General features: G+C 38.3%; 15 protein-coding genes. 7 read left to right on the top strand and 8 right to left on the bottom strand.

All coding sequences use genetic code 11. The features are described 5' to 3' along the window. Positions 1 to 117 precede the first annotated feature (117 nt). The 6 genes from HMPREF0669_RS09370 to rodA all read left to right on the top strand — a co-directional run bounded on the left by HMPREF0669_RS09370 (position 118) and on the right by rodA (position 6,637). The gene (locus HMPREF0669_RS09370; RefSeq protein ID WP_009228295.1) at positions 118 to 717 is read left to right on the top strand and encodes a bifunctional phosphoribosylaminoimidazolecarboxamide formyltransferase/IMP cyclohydrolase PurH; all 600 of its coding nucleotides are present in this window, start codon (positions 118 to 120) and stop codon (positions 715 to 717) included. A 90-nt stretch (positions 718 to 807) separates the two neighbouring features. Next, on the top strand, positions 808 to 1,830 hold the full coding sequence (locus HMPREF0669_RS09365) for a rod shape-determining protein (RefSeq protein WP_009228294.1): 1,023 nt from the start codon (positions 808 to 810) through the stop codon (positions 1,828 to 1,830). Between the two features lie 11 nt (positions 1,831 to 1,841). Next, positions 1,842 to 2,699, top strand: coding sequence for a rod shape-determining protein MreC (gene mreC / locus HMPREF0669_RS09360; RefSeq protein WP_009228293.1), 858 nt, complete (start codon positions 1,842 to 1,844; stop codon positions 2,697 to 2,699). A gap of 126 nt (positions 2,700 to 2,825) precedes the next feature. After that, positions 2,826 to 3,332: a rod shape-determining protein MreD gene (mreD, locus tag HMPREF0669_RS09355; protein WP_020967415.1), complete on the top strand. Its 507-nt coding sequence runs from the start codon at positions 2,826 to 2,828 to the stop codon at positions 3,330 to 3,332. After that, positions 3,325 to 5,175, top strand: coding sequence for a penicillin-binding transpeptidase domain-containing protein (locus HMPREF0669_RS09350; protein WP_009228291.1), 1,851 nt, complete (start codon positions 3,325 to 3,327; stop codon positions 5,173 to 5,175). The genes mreD and HMPREF0669_RS09350 overlap by 8 nt, the downstream gene beginning before the upstream one ends. Then, positions 5,156 to 6,637 carry a rod shape-determining protein RodA gene (gene rodA / locus HMPREF0669_RS09345; RefSeq protein WP_020967414.1) on the top strand — a complete coding sequence of 494 codons (1,482 nt, stop codon included), beginning with the start codon at positions 5,156 to 5,158 and terminating at the stop codon, positions 6,635 to 6,637. The genes HMPREF0669_RS09350 and rodA overlap by 20 nt, the downstream gene beginning before the upstream one ends. Here the strand turns inward: rodA and HMPREF0669_RS09340 are convergent. From HMPREF0669_RS09340 to hpt, 8 genes are all read right to left on the bottom strand, one after another. Continuing rightward, a complete protein-coding gene (locus HMPREF0669_RS09340) occupies positions 6,623 to 7,117 on the bottom strand; it encodes a gliding motility lipoprotein GldH (protein WP_009228289.1) in 495 nt (164 codons plus the stop codon). The genes rodA and HMPREF0669_RS09340 overlap by 15 nt on opposite strands. Positions 7,118 to 7,147: 30 nt before the next feature. After that, positions 7,148 to 8,368, bottom strand: coding sequence for a regulatory iron-sulfur-containing complex subunit RicT (locus tag HMPREF0669_RS09335; RefSeq protein WP_020967413.1), 1,221 nt, complete (start codon positions 8,366 to 8,368; stop codon positions 7,148 to 7,150). Between the two features lie 29 nt (positions 8,369 to 8,397). Further along, a complete protein-coding gene (locus tag HMPREF0669_RS09330) occupies positions 8,398 to 9,528 on the bottom strand; it encodes an ATP-binding protein (protein ID WP_009228287.1) in 1,131 nt (376 codons plus the stop codon). 354 nt (positions 9,529 to 9,882) lie between these two features. Further along, a complete protein-coding gene (locus tag HMPREF0669_RS09325; protein WP_020967411.1) occupies positions 9,883 to 11,037 on the bottom strand; it encodes a M23 family metallopeptidase in 1,155 nt (384 codons plus the stop codon). 50 nt (positions 11,038 to 11,087) lie between these two features. Continuing rightward, positions 11,088 to 11,957 (bottom strand): peptidoglycan editing factor PgeF, encoded by an 870-nt coding sequence (pgeF, locus tag HMPREF0669_RS09320; protein ID WP_020967410.1) that lies wholly within the window; start codon positions 11,955 to 11,957, stop codon positions 11,088 to 11,090. Continuing rightward, positions 11,954 to 13,123: a GTPase ObgE gene (gene obgE, locus HMPREF0669_RS09315; protein WP_009228284.1), complete on the bottom strand. Its 1,170-nt coding sequence runs from the start codon at positions 13,121 to 13,123 to the stop codon at positions 11,954 to 11,956. Before obgE ends, pgeF begins: the two co-directional genes overlap by 4 nt. Before the next feature lie 180 nt (positions 13,124 to 13,303). Further along, positions 13,304 to 13,876, bottom strand: coding sequence for an adenylate kinase (locus tag HMPREF0669_RS09310; RefSeq protein WP_009228283.1), 573 nt, complete (start codon positions 13,874 to 13,876; stop codon positions 13,304 to 13,306). Between the two features lie 164 nt (positions 13,877 to 14,040). Next, entirely contained in the window at positions 14,041 to 14,577 is a 537-nt protein-coding gene (gene hpt, locus HMPREF0669_RS09305) for a hypoxanthine phosphoribosyltransferase (RefSeq protein ID WP_044045772.1), read from the bottom strand. Between the two features lie 88 nt (positions 14,578 to 14,665). Here hpt and HMPREF0669_RS09300 point away from each other — a divergent pair, with 88 nt between their 5' ends. Next, the gene (locus HMPREF0669_RS09300; protein ID WP_009228281.1) at positions 14,666 to 16,183 is read left to right on the top strand and encodes a bifunctional ADP-dependent NAD(P)H-hydrate dehydratase/NAD(P)H-hydrate epimerase; all 1,518 of its coding nucleotides are present in this window, start codon (positions 14,666 to 14,668) and stop codon (positions 16,181 to 16,183) included.

Below are 16,183 nucleotides of genomic sequence, written 5' to 3'. Positions count from 1 at the left end.
ACAAATTAAAAAGGTATCATTTAAAGGCATAAAATATAAAAACACACGGAAAAAGGAGGGATATTTCTGCTTATTTTTTATACCTTTGCACCATTAATCACATAATTAATAATAACAATGCCCGAAACAAAACAAATTAAAACCGCATTGATATCGGTTTTTCATAAAGATGGTTTAGACGAGTTGCTTGCTACATTGCATGCTCAAGGAGTTAAGTTTTTATCAACAGGAGGTACTCAACAATTTATCGAATCGTTAGGCTACGAATGCCAAAAGGTAGAAAGTGTAACCTCATATCCTTCAATATTAGGAGGTCGTGTTAAAACTCTTCACCCTAAAATATTCGGTGGAATATTATCACGTCGTGAGCATGAGGGCGACAAAAAAGAAGTTATCGAATACGAAATACCTGCTATCGACCTTGTAGTGGTAGACCTTTATCCTTTTGAAAAGACAGTAGAAAGTGGCGCATCTTCTGCAGATATCATCGAAAAAATCGATATCGGAGGCATCTCTCTCATTCGTGCTGCAGCTAAAAACTTTAATGATGTGGTTATTGTTCCAAGTAAAGAAGAATACAGCATACTACTCGATATTTTAAAAGAGAATGGTGCTCAAACCACACTTGCACAACGCCAAATGTTTGCAACACGTGCTTTTGGTGTAAGTAGTCATTACGACACAGCAATACATGGCTGGTTTTCTTCACAAAAATAGAATATCAAAAAACTGTTATTAAGGTTTAATTGTCTTTTCATCACACATGAAACACAAACCGAAAAACAACAAGTTAAAAAGAAATAGAATATGGGATTTTTTTCATTTATCCAAGAAATTGCAATGGACTTAGGTACTGCCAACACCATTATCATCAGCGATGATAAGATAGTTGTAGACGAACCTTCGGTTGTTGCACTTGACAGAACAAACAACAAGATGATTGCTGTGGGTGAGAAAGCTAAGCTCATGTATGAAAAAACACATGACAACATCCGCACCATACGTCCTCTTCGTGATGGAGTAATTGCCGACTTCACTGCTTGCGAGCAAATGATGAGAGGCTTAATTAAAATGGTTCACAGCGGAAGTAGATTATTCTCTCCTTCTCTAAGAATGGTTATTGGTGTTCCTTCAGGCTCTACTGAAGTTGAACTTCGTGCCGTGAGAGACTCTGCAGAACATGCAGATGGACGTGATGTTTATCTTATCTTCGAACCAATGGCTGCCGCAATAGGTATTGGTATCGATGTTGAAGCCCCAGAAGGAAACATGATTGTCGACATTGGCGGTGGTAGTACAGAGATTGCAGTTATCTCTTTAGGTGGTATTGTGAGCAACAACTCGATTCGAATTGCAGGAGATGACCTTACAGCAGACATTCAAGAATATATGAGTAGACAACACAATGTGCGTGTAAGTGAAAGAATGGCTGAACGAATTAAGATACATGTGGGTTCTGCTCTTACCGACTTAGGCGACGAAGCACCTGAAGATTACATCGTACATGGTCCTAATCGTATCACAGCTCTACCCATGGAAGTACCTGTTTGCTATCAAGAAATTGCACATTGCTTAGATAAAACCATTGCAAAAATAGAAAATGCTGTGCTAAGTGCATTGGAAAACACTCCTCCCGAGCTATATGCTGATATTGTAAAGAATGGTATTTATCTTAGTGGTGGTGGCGCTTTACTTCGTGGTTTGGATAAACGTTTACAAGATAAAATCAACATTCCATTCCATATAGCAGAAGATCCACTTCACAGTGTCGCTAAAGGTGCAGGTATTGCATTGAAGAATGTTGATCGTTTCTCGTTCTTGATGCGCTAAAAACAAAGCCTATGAGAAACCTTCTAGAGTTTCTATCTAAATATAATCATTGGTTTGTTTTTGTTGTATTAGAAATCACTAGTATCATACTTTTATTTCAATACAACACCTATCAAGGTAGTGTTTGGTTCACATCTGCCAATAGTGTCGCTGGAAAAGTGTACGAATTAAGTGCAGAAGTGGAAAAATATTTCTCACTTGTAGATGTGAACCAACAGCTAAGTTTGCGTAATATAGAACAGGAACGACAAATAAATATACTCGAGCAACGCATTCTTAATACCACAAAAGATAGTTCTAGCATCATAGTTAATAACAAAGACCTTTTCAATGGTTTTCAAATCATACCCGCAAAGGTTATTACCAACTCAATAAACGAAAATGATAACCTCATAACTCTCGACAAAGGGCGAGCTGAAGGCATTACTCCTAATATGGGAGTTGTAAGCGGTTTGGGAGTTGTGGGTATCGTTTACATGGTTTCAGAACATTATTCTATTGTACTATCAGTGCTTAACTCGAAATCAAACATTAGCTGTACTATAAAAAATAAAGGCTATTTAGGTTATTTACACTGGAACAAAGGCGCAAGTGATTATGCCTTCTTAGATGATATTCCACGTCATGCTCATTTTAGAATGAATGATGAAATTATTACAAGCGGTTATTCTTCAATATTCCCCCAAGGTATAATTGTTGGTAAAATAACCAATGCTTACAACTCTGCCGATGGTTTATCATATCGACTAAAAGTGAAATTAGCAACTAATTTCAGCACGCTTCGTGATGTATTCATCATAAATAATGCACCTATGTTAGAACGAATAGAACTAATGAGAGCAGCTCAAGATTCTATTATAGACAACTAATAAAATAAAAGAAGAAAGTTTTCATACTATATTCAGCAAGAAAAGGAAGCTAAATCCTTTTCTTGTTGATTTCTAATAAGGGTAGAAAATTCTTTTCAAACATAAGAATAAAGGAAAGAAGAAATAATGACTTCGAAAACACTTACAAATATTTTTTTGTATGTTCTACTACTTCTCATGCAAGTATTAGTACTCAATCATATTCATTTATTTCAATGTGCCACACCTTTATTATATATATATATGGTCATTGGAATACGCCGTAATATCCCAAAGTGGCTTTCGTTAACTTCTGCTTTCATAATAGGTTTAATCGTAGATATATTTGCAAACACACCAGGAGTAGCTGCTGCATCTATGGTTTTAATAGCTCTTATACAACCATATCTGCTTTTATTATTTATAAATCGTGAGAGTCCTGATGATTTAGAGCCAACAATTAAGACTTTAGGAGTGGCACATTTCATCTATTTTTCGTTACCTTTAATTCTCATCTTTTGTTTATTATTCTTTACGTTAGAGACATTTAACTTCTTTAATTGGATGAGATGGATCGAGTGTGTCGGTGGAAGTACAATACTTACATTGATTCTTATTCTTGCAATTGAAAATATAAGAAAGAACAATGGTTGATTATCATCTCGAGAAAAGACGTTTTATTATAGCTGGAATTGCGATAGGAATTGTTCTCATTTACATCGTAAGACTTTTCACTTTGCAATTACTTAGCGATGATTACAAGAAGAATGCTGATAGTAATGCATTCTTGAAGAAAGTTGATTTTCCCTCTCGTGGACTTATATTCGATCGATCTGGAAAACTTCTTGTTTACAATCAACCATCTTATGACATTATGGTTGTGATGAATGAAGAAAGCGGAAGACTCGACACGATGGGTTTTTGTAATGCAATTGGTATTACAAAAGAGTTCTTTATAAACAGAATGAAGGACATAAAAGACCGCTCAAAAAATCCTGGATATTCCCGTTTTACACAACAATTATTCATGAGTCAAATCTCAGATAAAGAGTTTAGTGTATTTAGAGAACGTATGTTTAGATTCCCAGGCTTCTACATTCAAAAGAGAAGTATTCGACTTTATCAATATCCTTACGCAGCTCATGTATTGGGAGATGTGGCAGAAGCATCTCCAAGTGATATTGAATCGGACGATTATTATCAACCTGGTGACTACATAGGAAAGCTTGGTGTGGAGCGTTCTTATGAGAAACAACTACGTGGAGAAAAAGGAATTCAAATTCTATTGCGTGATGCTCATGGAAGAATTCAAGGCAGTTATCAAAATGGAAAGCTCGACCATAGACCCATTGCAGGTAAAGATTTAACCCTAAGTATAGACCTACAGCTACAGGCTTTGGGTGAAAGACTGATGGAAGGAAAGATTGGAAGCATCGTAGCTATTGAGCCTTCAACTGGCGAAGTACTGTGTATGGTGTCTTCACCCACATACGATCCCCGACTAATGGTGGGAAAACAACGTGGTAAAAACAACCTTGCTTTATCTAGAAACGTGTGGAAACCGCTTCTAAACAGAAGTATTATGGGGCAATATCCACCTGGTTCTACTTTCAAAACATCACAAGCTCTCACCTATTTAACCGAAGGTATTCTCACTCCTACAAGCATGTTAAGCTGCCATCACGGTTTTTATTATAAAGGACTACACGTTGGTTGTCACTCCCACTCATCACCATTGGCTGTAACCGAAGCCCTAAGTACATCATGTAATGCCTACTTTTGCTGGGGACTTTACTACATGATTGGCAATAAGAGCAAGTATGGCAACGTCGATAATGCTATGAATACATGGCGAGACTATATGGTTAGTATGGGATTTGGCTATAAATTGGGAATTGATTTGCCCGGAGAAAAACGTGGTTTAATACCTAATGCCACATTTTACGACAAGGCTTACAAAGGCTCTTGGAATGGTTTAACGGTCATTTCAATATCTATTGGACAAGGAGAGGTGAACCTTACACCCCTACAAATCGCCAATCTTGGAGCCACTATTGCTAATAGAGGATATTATTATGTCCCCCATGTGGTCAAGAAAGTAAAGGGAGAGCCACTCGATACCTTATATACAAGGAAGCATTATACTAAAGCAAGTCGTCGTTCTTATGATTGGGTAGTTGCAGGTATGCGCTCTTCTGTGATAAAAGGAACATGTAAATCCGCCAACAGAGCTGATTATTTGGTTTGTGGAAAAACTGGAACTGCAGAAAATAGAGGGCACGACCACTCTGTATTTATGGGTTTTGCGCCTATGGACAAACCTAAGATTGCCATTGCAGTATATGTAGAAAATGGTGGATTTGGAGCCGATTATGGTGTACCTATTGGCTCTTTAATGATGGAACAATATATTAAAGGTGGATTATCTGATAGTTCTGAGAAAATGGCTACAGACTTCCAACAACGTAGAATTGCATATGGGTCAGGTGACAGGTAGAAAAAAAGAGAAGTCAACGAGTATTCTTCGCTCTTTAGATTGGTGGACAATAGCTATATATATCGCACTACTTGCTTTTGGATGGCTAAGCGTGTGCGGTGCAAGTTATACCTATGGCTCTACCGAAATACTCAGTTTAAGCTCTCGTTCAGGCATGCAAATTGTTTGGATAGGAACATCTATATGCCTAGGTTTCATTCTTCTTATGATGGACGACCGCTTTTATGATACCTTTGCATACGTTATCTACGGACTACTCTTACTGCTTCTTTTTGCCACAATCTTTAATCCTCACGAAATTAAAGGCTCTCGTTCGTGGATTGTAATGGGACCTTTGCGACTGCAACCTGCTGAATTTGCCAAGTTTGCCACGGCATTAGCCGCTGCAAAGTTTATGGGAAGATATACCTTTAACATGCAAAGATGGAAGGATTTTGCCATTGCTCTTGCCATTGTTATTTTGCCCATGATCTTTATTGTTGGACAAAGAGAAACAGGATCGGCATTGGTTTATTTCTCATTTTTCTTGATGTTCTATCGTGAAGGAATGCCTGGAAGTGTGCTTTTCACTGGAGTTGCAATGATTGTTTACTTTGTTGTAGGTATTAAATACGAAGCTATTATGTTGAGCGAAACCCCTACTTCTTTAGGAAAATTCATCGTATTGCTCCTCGTTCAACTCTCTTCAATAGGCATGATTCACGTTTATTGTAAAGAAAAACAAATGGTTCGACAACTTCTTGCATTAACCATAGGAACAACACTCCTTGCTTTCCTCTTTGCAAAGTTTGTTATTCCATTTAATATTGTTATCGTTCAAATTATTTTAAGTGTGTTGTTCATTCTTTATCTCATCTACAATTGGCTTCACACTCGCATACATAATTATCTTTATATTGCATTATTCTCTATCGGTTCTATTGCTTTTTTCTATTCAGCAGACTATGTATTGAATAACGTAATGGAGCCTCATCAAAGAGTTCGAATCAATGTTTTACTTGGATTAGATGAAGACTTGTCGGGCGCAGGCTACAATGTTCATCAAAGTGAGATAGCTATTGGCAGTGGAGGATTAAAGGGAAAAGGATTCTTAAACGGAACACAAACAAAACTAAAGTTCGTTCCAGAGCAAGATACCGACTTCATTTTCTGTACCGTTGGCGAAGAAGAAGGATTCTTAGGATCGGCTGGTGTACTCTTATTATTCTTGGCATTGATTCTCCGCCTCATTCATCTTGCCGAACGACAAACCTTTAAGTTTGGGCGAATATACGGCTATTGCATTCTTAGTATCTTTCTTTTTCACGTTTTCATTAATGTCGGAATGGTATTAGGTCTGTTGCCTGTGATTGGTATTCCATTGCCATTCTTCAGCTATGGCGGTTCGTCTTTATGGGGATTCACGTTGCTTCTATTCATCTTTTTACGAATAGATGCCTCTCGAAACTTAATTCGTTCTTAACATAATACCAACATCCGAGATTCCAGGAAGAATCTCTCTCTTCATGGCATGACGCACAACAAGTGCCAAAGAATCACCTTTTTCTAGGCGAAGGGTAGACAAAGGAAAGTCGTATTGATAGTAGCTAACCCCCTTACCCTCTACATTTCCTTTCGAGTCGATTATCATACAATTCAAAGTATCTACTCTAATGTCTTTCGAAGGATATACTTTTCGCTCCACAACAAGACTTAATCCTGTGAAAGGATAATCGTTTGTAACACGCAAACCCACATTAATAGAATAGATTCCGCTTGTTTTCAAACGAGGGATAGCATACGAAATAGTGTCATTTCGCTCCCACCCTGCAATAGAAGTATGCTGATAATGATGATAAACAACATTTCTTTTGCACGATATGCAGAATGTCAAAATCGTGCAAAAGAAAAAGCATAAGTAGGCAAAATGCCTCCATTTATTGTTGTTTTGTTGGTTGCTCACTGCGTGGAATATTGTTTTTTACATTCTCATTCAAATGTTGTGGTGCACCATTTCGACGATATTGTCCTCTGCCACCACACCATTTCTATTACCTTGTCTACGACCCTCGTTTCCTTGTCGCTCACGTTGGTTATTACGTGGTTTATCGTTATTATCATTTCTATTTCCACGATTTTTTGACTTATCAAATCTACTAATATCAGCATCAGCCAATAAGTCTTTAGGACGTTCGGGTTGCTTTCTTTCCTTCGAGCCTGTTAAAGTTTCAGGTTTTTCACCACGCTTATTCATTTCAATAATACGTCGTGCACGTTCAGCAGTAATTGTTTCTAGATTGGCTGCCATATTCTTATCAGTAGAATAAGTAACCAAACCCGCTAAGATATCCACCTTGAAGAAGAAATATTCTGCCTCTAAAGTGTGCAGAGAAACCTCTCTACTTGGAAGTCTTTTGCCCGATTCGATATAGTTATCTACCTCATAATTCAAACAACATTTAAGCTTTCCGCACATTCCTGCCAGCTTTTGTGGGTTGGGAGAAATATCTTGAAAACGTGCAGCGTTGGTGCTTACAGAAACAAAATTCTTCATCCACGAAGCACAACACAATTCTCTTCCGCAAGGACCTGTACCACCAATGCGTCCTGCTTCTTGTCTTGCTCCAATCTGCTTCATTTCAATTCTCACATGAAAAGCATCGGCAAGCACCTTAATCAGTTGACGAAAGTCTACACGTTCGTCTGCAATATAATAGAAAATAGCTTTATTTCCGTCGCCTTGATACTCAACATCTCCAATCTTCATGCTAAGTCCTAAGTCTTTAGCTATTTGTCTACTCTTAATCATTGTCTGCTGTTCTCGGCTCTTTGCCTCCTCATATTTCTCGATATCCACTTGTTTAGCAAGACGATAAACACGGCGAATTTCTTCGTTTGGTTTGAGGTTTGCACGTTTCATTTGCCATTCAACAAGGCGTCCTGTCAATGAAACTACGCCTATATCATGACCTGGATTCGATTCAACAGCAACAATATCACCTTTTTTTAGGTCGAGATTATTAACATTATGATAATAACCTTTGCGTGTATTTTTAAATTGAACTTCAACTAAATCAGTACTTTCTATGTTACCAGGAGTACCTGCAAGCCAATCGTAAGCATTAAGTTGTTTATTTTGTCTGCCACAACCTTTGCTACAAATGCCACGGGTACAACCATCTAACATATGAAACTTCATATCTTTATAATTCATTCTTTCTTGTCGCTTTATTTTTAGTTTAATCACTTTCTCACCAGAAGCATCGTTACACGGAGTGTAAAATCGAAGAAAACAATCTTGGGATTGGCATTCTGTGAAAGGTCTCTTATATTTAGTTCAACAAGTTCATAGAGTTCAATAATATTTTTTTCATTGATAAAGGGGGCAAATTTTTGTGCAAATTGCTCTTCATCTTGAGTGAAATGAATCAATGAACTTTGTTTAAAGTTATACATAAAATTCTCTCGGAACATTCTATGAAAATACAAAAGCATACGTTTTTGCTTTTCTCGTCCATAGGTAGCAACACGCTCGCTCCATGCTTTCATCTCACGAATGTCACGTCGATACGAGGCACGCATAACGCCCACAAAGTCGTTAAAGAATTGTTTTGCCTCGCTATCTGCGTTCAACATTCTAATAGCATCTAACCAACTGCCATTGGCAATTTGTGCTACACGATGTGCAGTATCGTCATCTAAGCCCCTTTTCTCCACCAAAGCACACTCTAAAACGGCAGTATCTATGCGCTTCACCTGAATCATTTGAGTTCTACTTCGAACAGTTTCTAAAAGACGTTCAGGTGCTTCGCTCACCATTATGAATAGCGTTTGATGTGGAGGTTCTTCTAATAATTTTAGCAATTTGTTAGCACATTCAACATTCATGCGCTCGGGCAACCAGATGATAGCCACCTTGTAGCCACCCATACTCGACTTTAAGTTGAGCTTTCTTGTTAAATTATCACTTTCAGAAGCAAAGATAATAGCTTGTTGATTGGCTGCGTTCATGTGCTCGAGCCATGTATCCATATCAAAATATGGACCTTTTTTGAGTAGCAAGTTCCACTCTTTTGCAAAATCATCACTAATCATTTTATGATCAGCAGTGGTGCCAGTAGGACGAATAACGGGATAGCTAAAATGCAAGTCGGGGTGTTCCCAGCGGTCTAGCATAGCCTTAACGCTCGCAGCCTTGGGATTGTTCACATCGTTCTCGCCTAACAAATGCGATGCAAGAGCCAATGCCAACGCCATCTTGCCACATCCAGGTGCTCCATAAAGAAGCAGAGAATGAGGCATTTTTCCCGATTCTATAAGCGTTAACAAACGACTTTTTACGTCGTCTTGTCCTATTACGTCACTAAAATTCATTCAATAATTATGCGTTTTGCAACAAAGAGTTATGCTGAGTTCCTTATTTCTTTATTTGCAAAGTTACTAAAAAATAGACGTTATTTTGCACTCTATTGATTTTTTATATACCTTTTTTGTTTATTCGTTAGAATAAAGTATTCTTTCAAGTTGCTATCTTATTGAAAAACAAGTAGTTTTTGCGTGCCATACAATTGCATTGACATTGGCATCTAAAAGCATTGATTTTACACTCCAAAAGCAATGATATTGTACCTCAAAAACACCGTTTTTAGAAAAGAAGAAAAAAGAGTATAAAAATAAAGCGCACAGACTTTTGTCTGTGCGCTCATATCATTACTGGTTAAAGTGTGCCTATTTGTTCGTTGTTGCAGTTATTTTACCCGACTTAGAGAAGGTCATTGTTACGTTTTGCAACGAGTGGTTGGTGCAGTTAAACATCATAATAGGATTGAAGTGACGCCCGTTCCACTTCACTTCGAAATGAAGATGCGGTGTTGTTGCACGACCAGTACGACCAGTTAAGCCAATTAATTCACCTGCTTTAACCTTTTGTCCTACCTTTACAAGATTCTTAGATTGATGGCTATACAGCGTTTCGAGTCCTTCGGCATGCTTAATTACAATGCAATTTCCATATCCATAGTGTGGAGCCGACATAGTAACCACTCCATCAAAGGCTGCATATATATTATCATTGGCCTTTGTTTTAATATCAACTCCTGAGTGTCCACGTCGTCCTCCATATGGACTTATAATATGACAGCCTGGCAATGGGAATGCCCACTCGCCATTTTTAAGGGTAGAAAGGTTAAGAACATAGTCACCATTCTTGTTATATGAACCGCTTTTTATATTCTCTTCCTTATCTTCTTTGCGATTTTCCTTCTCTTCTTTCTTTATGTTCTTTTCGTCTTTCTTCTCTACAATGGTGATATTAACGTGCTTTCCCTTCTTTTTAAACTGCAAAATGGTTTGCTTAAGTGTCTTCTTTTTCACATCTAGAACAAGCTCTGGATTCACCTTTCCACCATTCACCATAATATAAAACAAACAAGTTGCTTTCTTATTCTTTGTTCCTACGATGGCAATTGTTTGTCCTGCTTTTACCTTTTGAGCTACCGCCACAAGATTTTGAGCATTATTTTCATACACCGTTTCTAAGCCGTTGTCGTGTCGAATCACTACAACATTGCCTCTATTGCCCATCTTTCGAGCCAAACGCACAGTTCCATTGAACATAGCTTTCACCGCATCGCCTTCAGAAGTGGTTATTTCTATGTCTTTATTGCTTAACAACGACGCCTTACCTACGGGCAAAGGGAAAGAATATTCGCTTGAAGATAAAGCTCCAAAGTCTATATTAAACGTGTTTGAAGCATCAAACAAATGGGGCGTTTCGATACTTATTTGTTGCTGTTCGGCTGCAGTAAAGGTGTCGTTAGCAGGCATAAAAGCCACTAACAAGCCTAAAAGAGCTATATAACAGAGTGTATTTAGTCTTTTCATTTACAATCTTTTAGGTTAAACAAAAGAATTATGTATTTCTTTAAAGCACCTTATCCACGAAGGAGAATGCCTGTATATATTCTGCCAGAGGCTGTTCCTAAACGACGAGCAGAGAAGAATTTGTGATAATTTGAATAGGTACAAATGCCCGATAAAGTGATATTTTGAGCGGAAACACCTAAACTTTCGAGCTGTTTTTTATTGCATTGAGCCAAGTCGATATGCCACTTTGGTTCGTTATCTTTTGCGCTATTGTCTACCAACACATTGTTATTATTGATCGAAAGAAGCTGTGCCGATGAACTAACACATTGTTTATCGGCGGCAAGTCCTTTTTCATTAAAAGCGTTGAACACATCACTGCCTACCTCAAACGACTCGAAAGAGATGGAAGGACCAATGACTACTTGCAGTGTTTTGGGGTCGGTATTGAACGAACGATACATTTTTTCGACTGTCTTTCGCATAATATTCTCTACCGTTCCACGCCAACCTGCATGCGCAACTGCTATGGCTTTGTGCTCGGAATCATACATAACAACAGGCACACAGTCGGCCGTTGAAACTCCAATGCACACATTTGACTCGTTAGTTATGAGTGCATCGACTCCCTCTAACAGCATGCTTTGAACCGAAGAGGGCAACGAAAGAAATTCAGAAGCAATTTGTCTGACCTCAGTCTGGTGAGTTTGGTGAGGTAAGATGATGTTTTTTTCGTTAATTTCTAATGCTTTTGCCAATTCTAAACGATTGCTATTCACCTGCTCTTCGTTATCTCCTACCCAAGGATTGATATTGAATGAGGCATAAGCATCATCTATCTTGCCGTCTGCTTGCAATGAATTTTCATCGCAAGAGCGCATGCTTGAAAAGGCTATTACATTGTTATCAATTGCGTATTGATGCAGCTTCGGAATCATTCTTCGTCCTCCAAATCTACATATTCAAAGTCCTCTAAATCATCAAAATCTTCATCTTCTACGAAAATAACTTCATCTTCGCCTTCTGCTTCCAACTCTTCTGTAATGCGTTGAATATCTTTATCACGATGAACAAGAGTGTCTTCGGCAATAACTCCCTTAATCTTATTGCTCTCGCTGTTAAGCTCTTTCCATAGAATGTCTTTCAACTCGTTGAGTCCTTGACCTGTAACTGCCGAGATAAACACACATGGAAGGTCTTCGGGAAGAGTTTCTTTAAGCATTGATATAAGCTCTTCGTCGAGCAAATCGCTTTTTGTTACGGCGAGAACTCTATGCTTGTCGAGCATGTCGGGATTGAAATTGCGAAGCTCGTTCAATAAAATTTCGTATTCTTTCTTGATATCATCGGTGTCACCTGGCACCATAAAAAGAAGCAAAGAGTTTCGTTCTATGTGACGTAAAAAACGCAATCCGAGTCCTTTTCCTTCGCTTGCGCCTTCAATTATACCTGGAATATCTGCCATAACAAACGACTTATTGTCGTGATATCCAACAATACCAAGAGAGGGTTCTAATGTAGTGAAAGGATAATTGGCTATCTTTGGGCGTGCACTTGATAACGAAGAAAGAAGCGTTGACTTACCTGCATTGGGGAAACCAACAAGACCTACGTCGGCAAGTAGCTTGAGTTCGAGAATGATTGTCTGCTCTTGCATGGGCTCACCAGGCTGTGCATAGCGTGGAGCTTGATTGGTTGCAGTTCTGAATTGGAAGTTTCCTAAACCGCCTCTACCACCTTTTAAGAGTAGAACTTCTTGTCCATCGTACTTAACATCGCACACATACTTACCTGTTTCGGCATCATATACAACGGTTCCGCATGGCACATCGATGTATTGATGCTTGCCATTGGTTCCGTGACACTTATCTCTTCCACCATTTCCGCCATGCTCTGCATAGACATGTCGTTGGAATTTAAGGTGTAAAAGAGTCCAATAGTTATGGTTTCCACGCAAATAAACGCTTCCTCCATCACCTCCGTCACCTCCGTCGGGTCCACCATTTGGATTATACTTAACGTGTCGTAAGTGCATAGAACCACGTCCTCCTTTTCCACTTCGACAATATATTTTTACATAATCAACAAAATTTGAATCTGCCATAACTTTACTTCCTTTCTCGTTTTAGTGCCATCCTATATGCGTTGCAATATCTTTATACAAACAAATGGGCTGTTTATAAGGCCTGAATGCCTATTTTGTAGCCTTTTAAAAACCAAAATAAGGAATTATGAAGTTGATGTTATAACTCCATAACTCCCTATTAGATATAGTGAGAAAATATTACAACTGATCGATTACAGTAGTGATATCTCCAAATATTGTGTCAAGTTCTCCTAAACCATTGATGTGGTTATGAACTCCTTCTTTCTTGTACCAATCAATCAATGGTGCTGTTTGATTGTGATAAACACCAAGACGTTTCTTGATAGTTTCTTCGTTATCATCGCTTCTTCCGCTTTCTTTTCCACGAAGAATCAATCGTTTCATTAACTCTTCTTCAGGTACATCAAGCTCAATCATTGCAGCAATGCGATGTCCACGCTCTGCTAACATAGCCTTTAAAGCCTCTGCTTGTGGTATTGTTCGTGGGAATCCGTCGAAGATTACACCTTTATGTTCTTTGCCAAAGCTATCATATACGCTTGCAAGAATATCTACCATCAACTCGTCTGGGATAAGTTGTCCCTTGTCAATGTATTCTTTTGCGGTCTTACCTAACTCGGTTCCGTTCTTAATTTCACTACGAAGTACATCGCCAGTAGAGATGTGTTCGAAACCATATTTAGCAATAAGCTTGTCGCTTTGAGTGCCTTTTCCTGAACCAGGAGCACCAAAAATAACGATATTGTTCATTTTATAGGATGATATATTAATATTGTTTGTATTCTATAAGAATGAGAATAAAAGCTTTATCAGTGTGCTTTTACCTCTCGTTTTACCTTTCATCAAAATGCATACATTTTCAAACCCACGCCCAAAGAGCGTAGCATTAAAAATGAAGGAAAATGATTTAGTGGTTATTCTACAATGGTGTAGATGTCTCTTAGGTTGCGTCCTTGATGATCATAGTCAAGTCCATAACCAAGAATAAAGTCATTTGGAATTTCCATTACAGCATATTCTATATCCAAAGGCACTTGAAGTCTATCTGGTTTCACTAACAATGAACATATATGAATAGACTCGGGATTGCGTGTTCCGAGTGTTTCTATCATTCGTTTCATTGTTAATCCTGTTTCAACTATGTCCTCAACAATAATAACTGTTCTGTTAGTTAAATCCTCATTGATACCTAACACTTCTTTAATTGTTCCTGTAGAGGTTGTTCCTTGATATGAAGCTAGCTTTACAAAAGATATCTCACAAGGAATAGTTAGCATCCTCATAAGGTCTGCAGCAAATATAAACGAGCCATTTAACACCGCTAATAGTAGTGGATTTTTATCCTTCATGTCGCTGTTTATACGATCTGCTACTACTTGAATTCTCTTCAATATCTCTGCTTCTGGAATAGAAGTCTTAAAGGTTTTATCCTTAATTGTTATTTGAGCCATCTCTAAATACACTATATTTTGTTGCAAATTTACTAAAAATATACCATACTTTGAACACATTAGCATTAAATTTTGTATTTTTGCAAATATGAAAATATTCACAAGTAATCAAATAAAAGAGCTCGACAAATATACAATTGAGCATGAACCCATTAGTTCTTTAGATCTAATGGAACGTGCAGCAATAGCCATGAAGGAAGTTATTTGCGAGCGTTGGAACACCCAAACACCATTTATTGTATTTGCAGGTCCAGGCAATAATGGCGGAGATGCTCTTGCGGTAGCACGCCTTTTACTTGGTGAAGGATATAACGTTAAGATATATTTATTTAACATTCACAATAGTCTTTCGCCCGATTGCGAACAAAATAAGCTACGTTTATTGGAACATAAGCGTGCTAAAGACTTCACAGAAGTTATCACAAACTTCGATCCACCCAAGCTTACTGAAAAAGAAGTAGTGATAGATGGTCTCTTTGGTTGTGGCATAAATAAACCACTATCGGGCGGTTTTGCATCCTTAGTGAAATACATTAACCAATCACCTGCAAAGGTTGTGAGTATTGATATACCTTCAGGTTTAATGCCTGAGGACAACACTTACAATGTAAGAGTAAATGTTATCAATGCCGACTTGACCCTTACTCTACAACAAAAGAAGCTTGCAATGCTCCTTGCAGACTGTCAAAAGCACATAGGAGAATTGAAAGTTTTAGACATTAGATTATCAAGTGAATTCATAAAAAACACACCTTCAACTTTTAATATTATCGAAGAAGGCGACATTATACCATTACTTAAGAAGCGAGAACTATTCTCTCACAAGGGATTAATGGGACATGCGCTGCTCATTGCAGGCTCTTTAGGAATGGCAGGAGCTGCTGTTTTATCTGCAAGAGCATGCCTTCGGAGTGGAGTTGGCAAGCTAACAACTCACGTTCCACAAGCTCTTTATCCCATTTTGCAGACTGCAGTGCCTGAAGCAATGGTACATTTAGATAACAACGAACAATTCTTTTCTGAAGCAATAGATTGCGATTGCTATCATGCTGTGGGTCTTGGACCTGGCTTAGGCTTAAATGAAACCACCGCAATAGCACTCATTGCACAAATAAGACGTGCACAATGCCCTCTTGTTATCGATGCAGATGCCATCAACATATTTGGCAATCACCGTGCTTGGCTACAACAATTGCCTAAGGACATTATTATGACTCCACACCAAAAGGAATTGGAACAACTCACAGGAGCAACCTCAACAAGTAGCTATGAACAGCTCATTAAGGCCTCGGAGTTTGCTCAACACTTTGGATGTTACATCATATTGAAAGGTCATTACAGTGCTCTATGCCTTCCAGATGGCAATATCTACTTCAACACAACAGGCAATCCAGGTATGGCAACAGCAGGAAGTGGAGACGTTTTAACTGGAATTATTACCGCATTGCTTGCTCGTGGCTACTCACAACGTGAGGCTTCACTCCTCGGAATGTATCTTCATGGCTTATCAGGAGATCTTGCTGTTAAGGAAATAGGCGAAGAATCGCTTATCGCAAGTGATATTATTAACTTCCTTCCAAAGGCATTTAAACGATTAAACGACTAA

The sequence above is a fragment of the Prevotella sp. oral taxon 299 str. F0039 genome (genome assembly GCF_000163055.2).
In the GTDB taxonomy this organism is placed as follows: domain Bacteria; phylum Bacteroidota; class Bacteroidia; order Bacteroidales; family Bacteroidaceae; genus Prevotella.
This window is presented reverse-complemented; position numbering and strand designations above follow the sequence as displayed.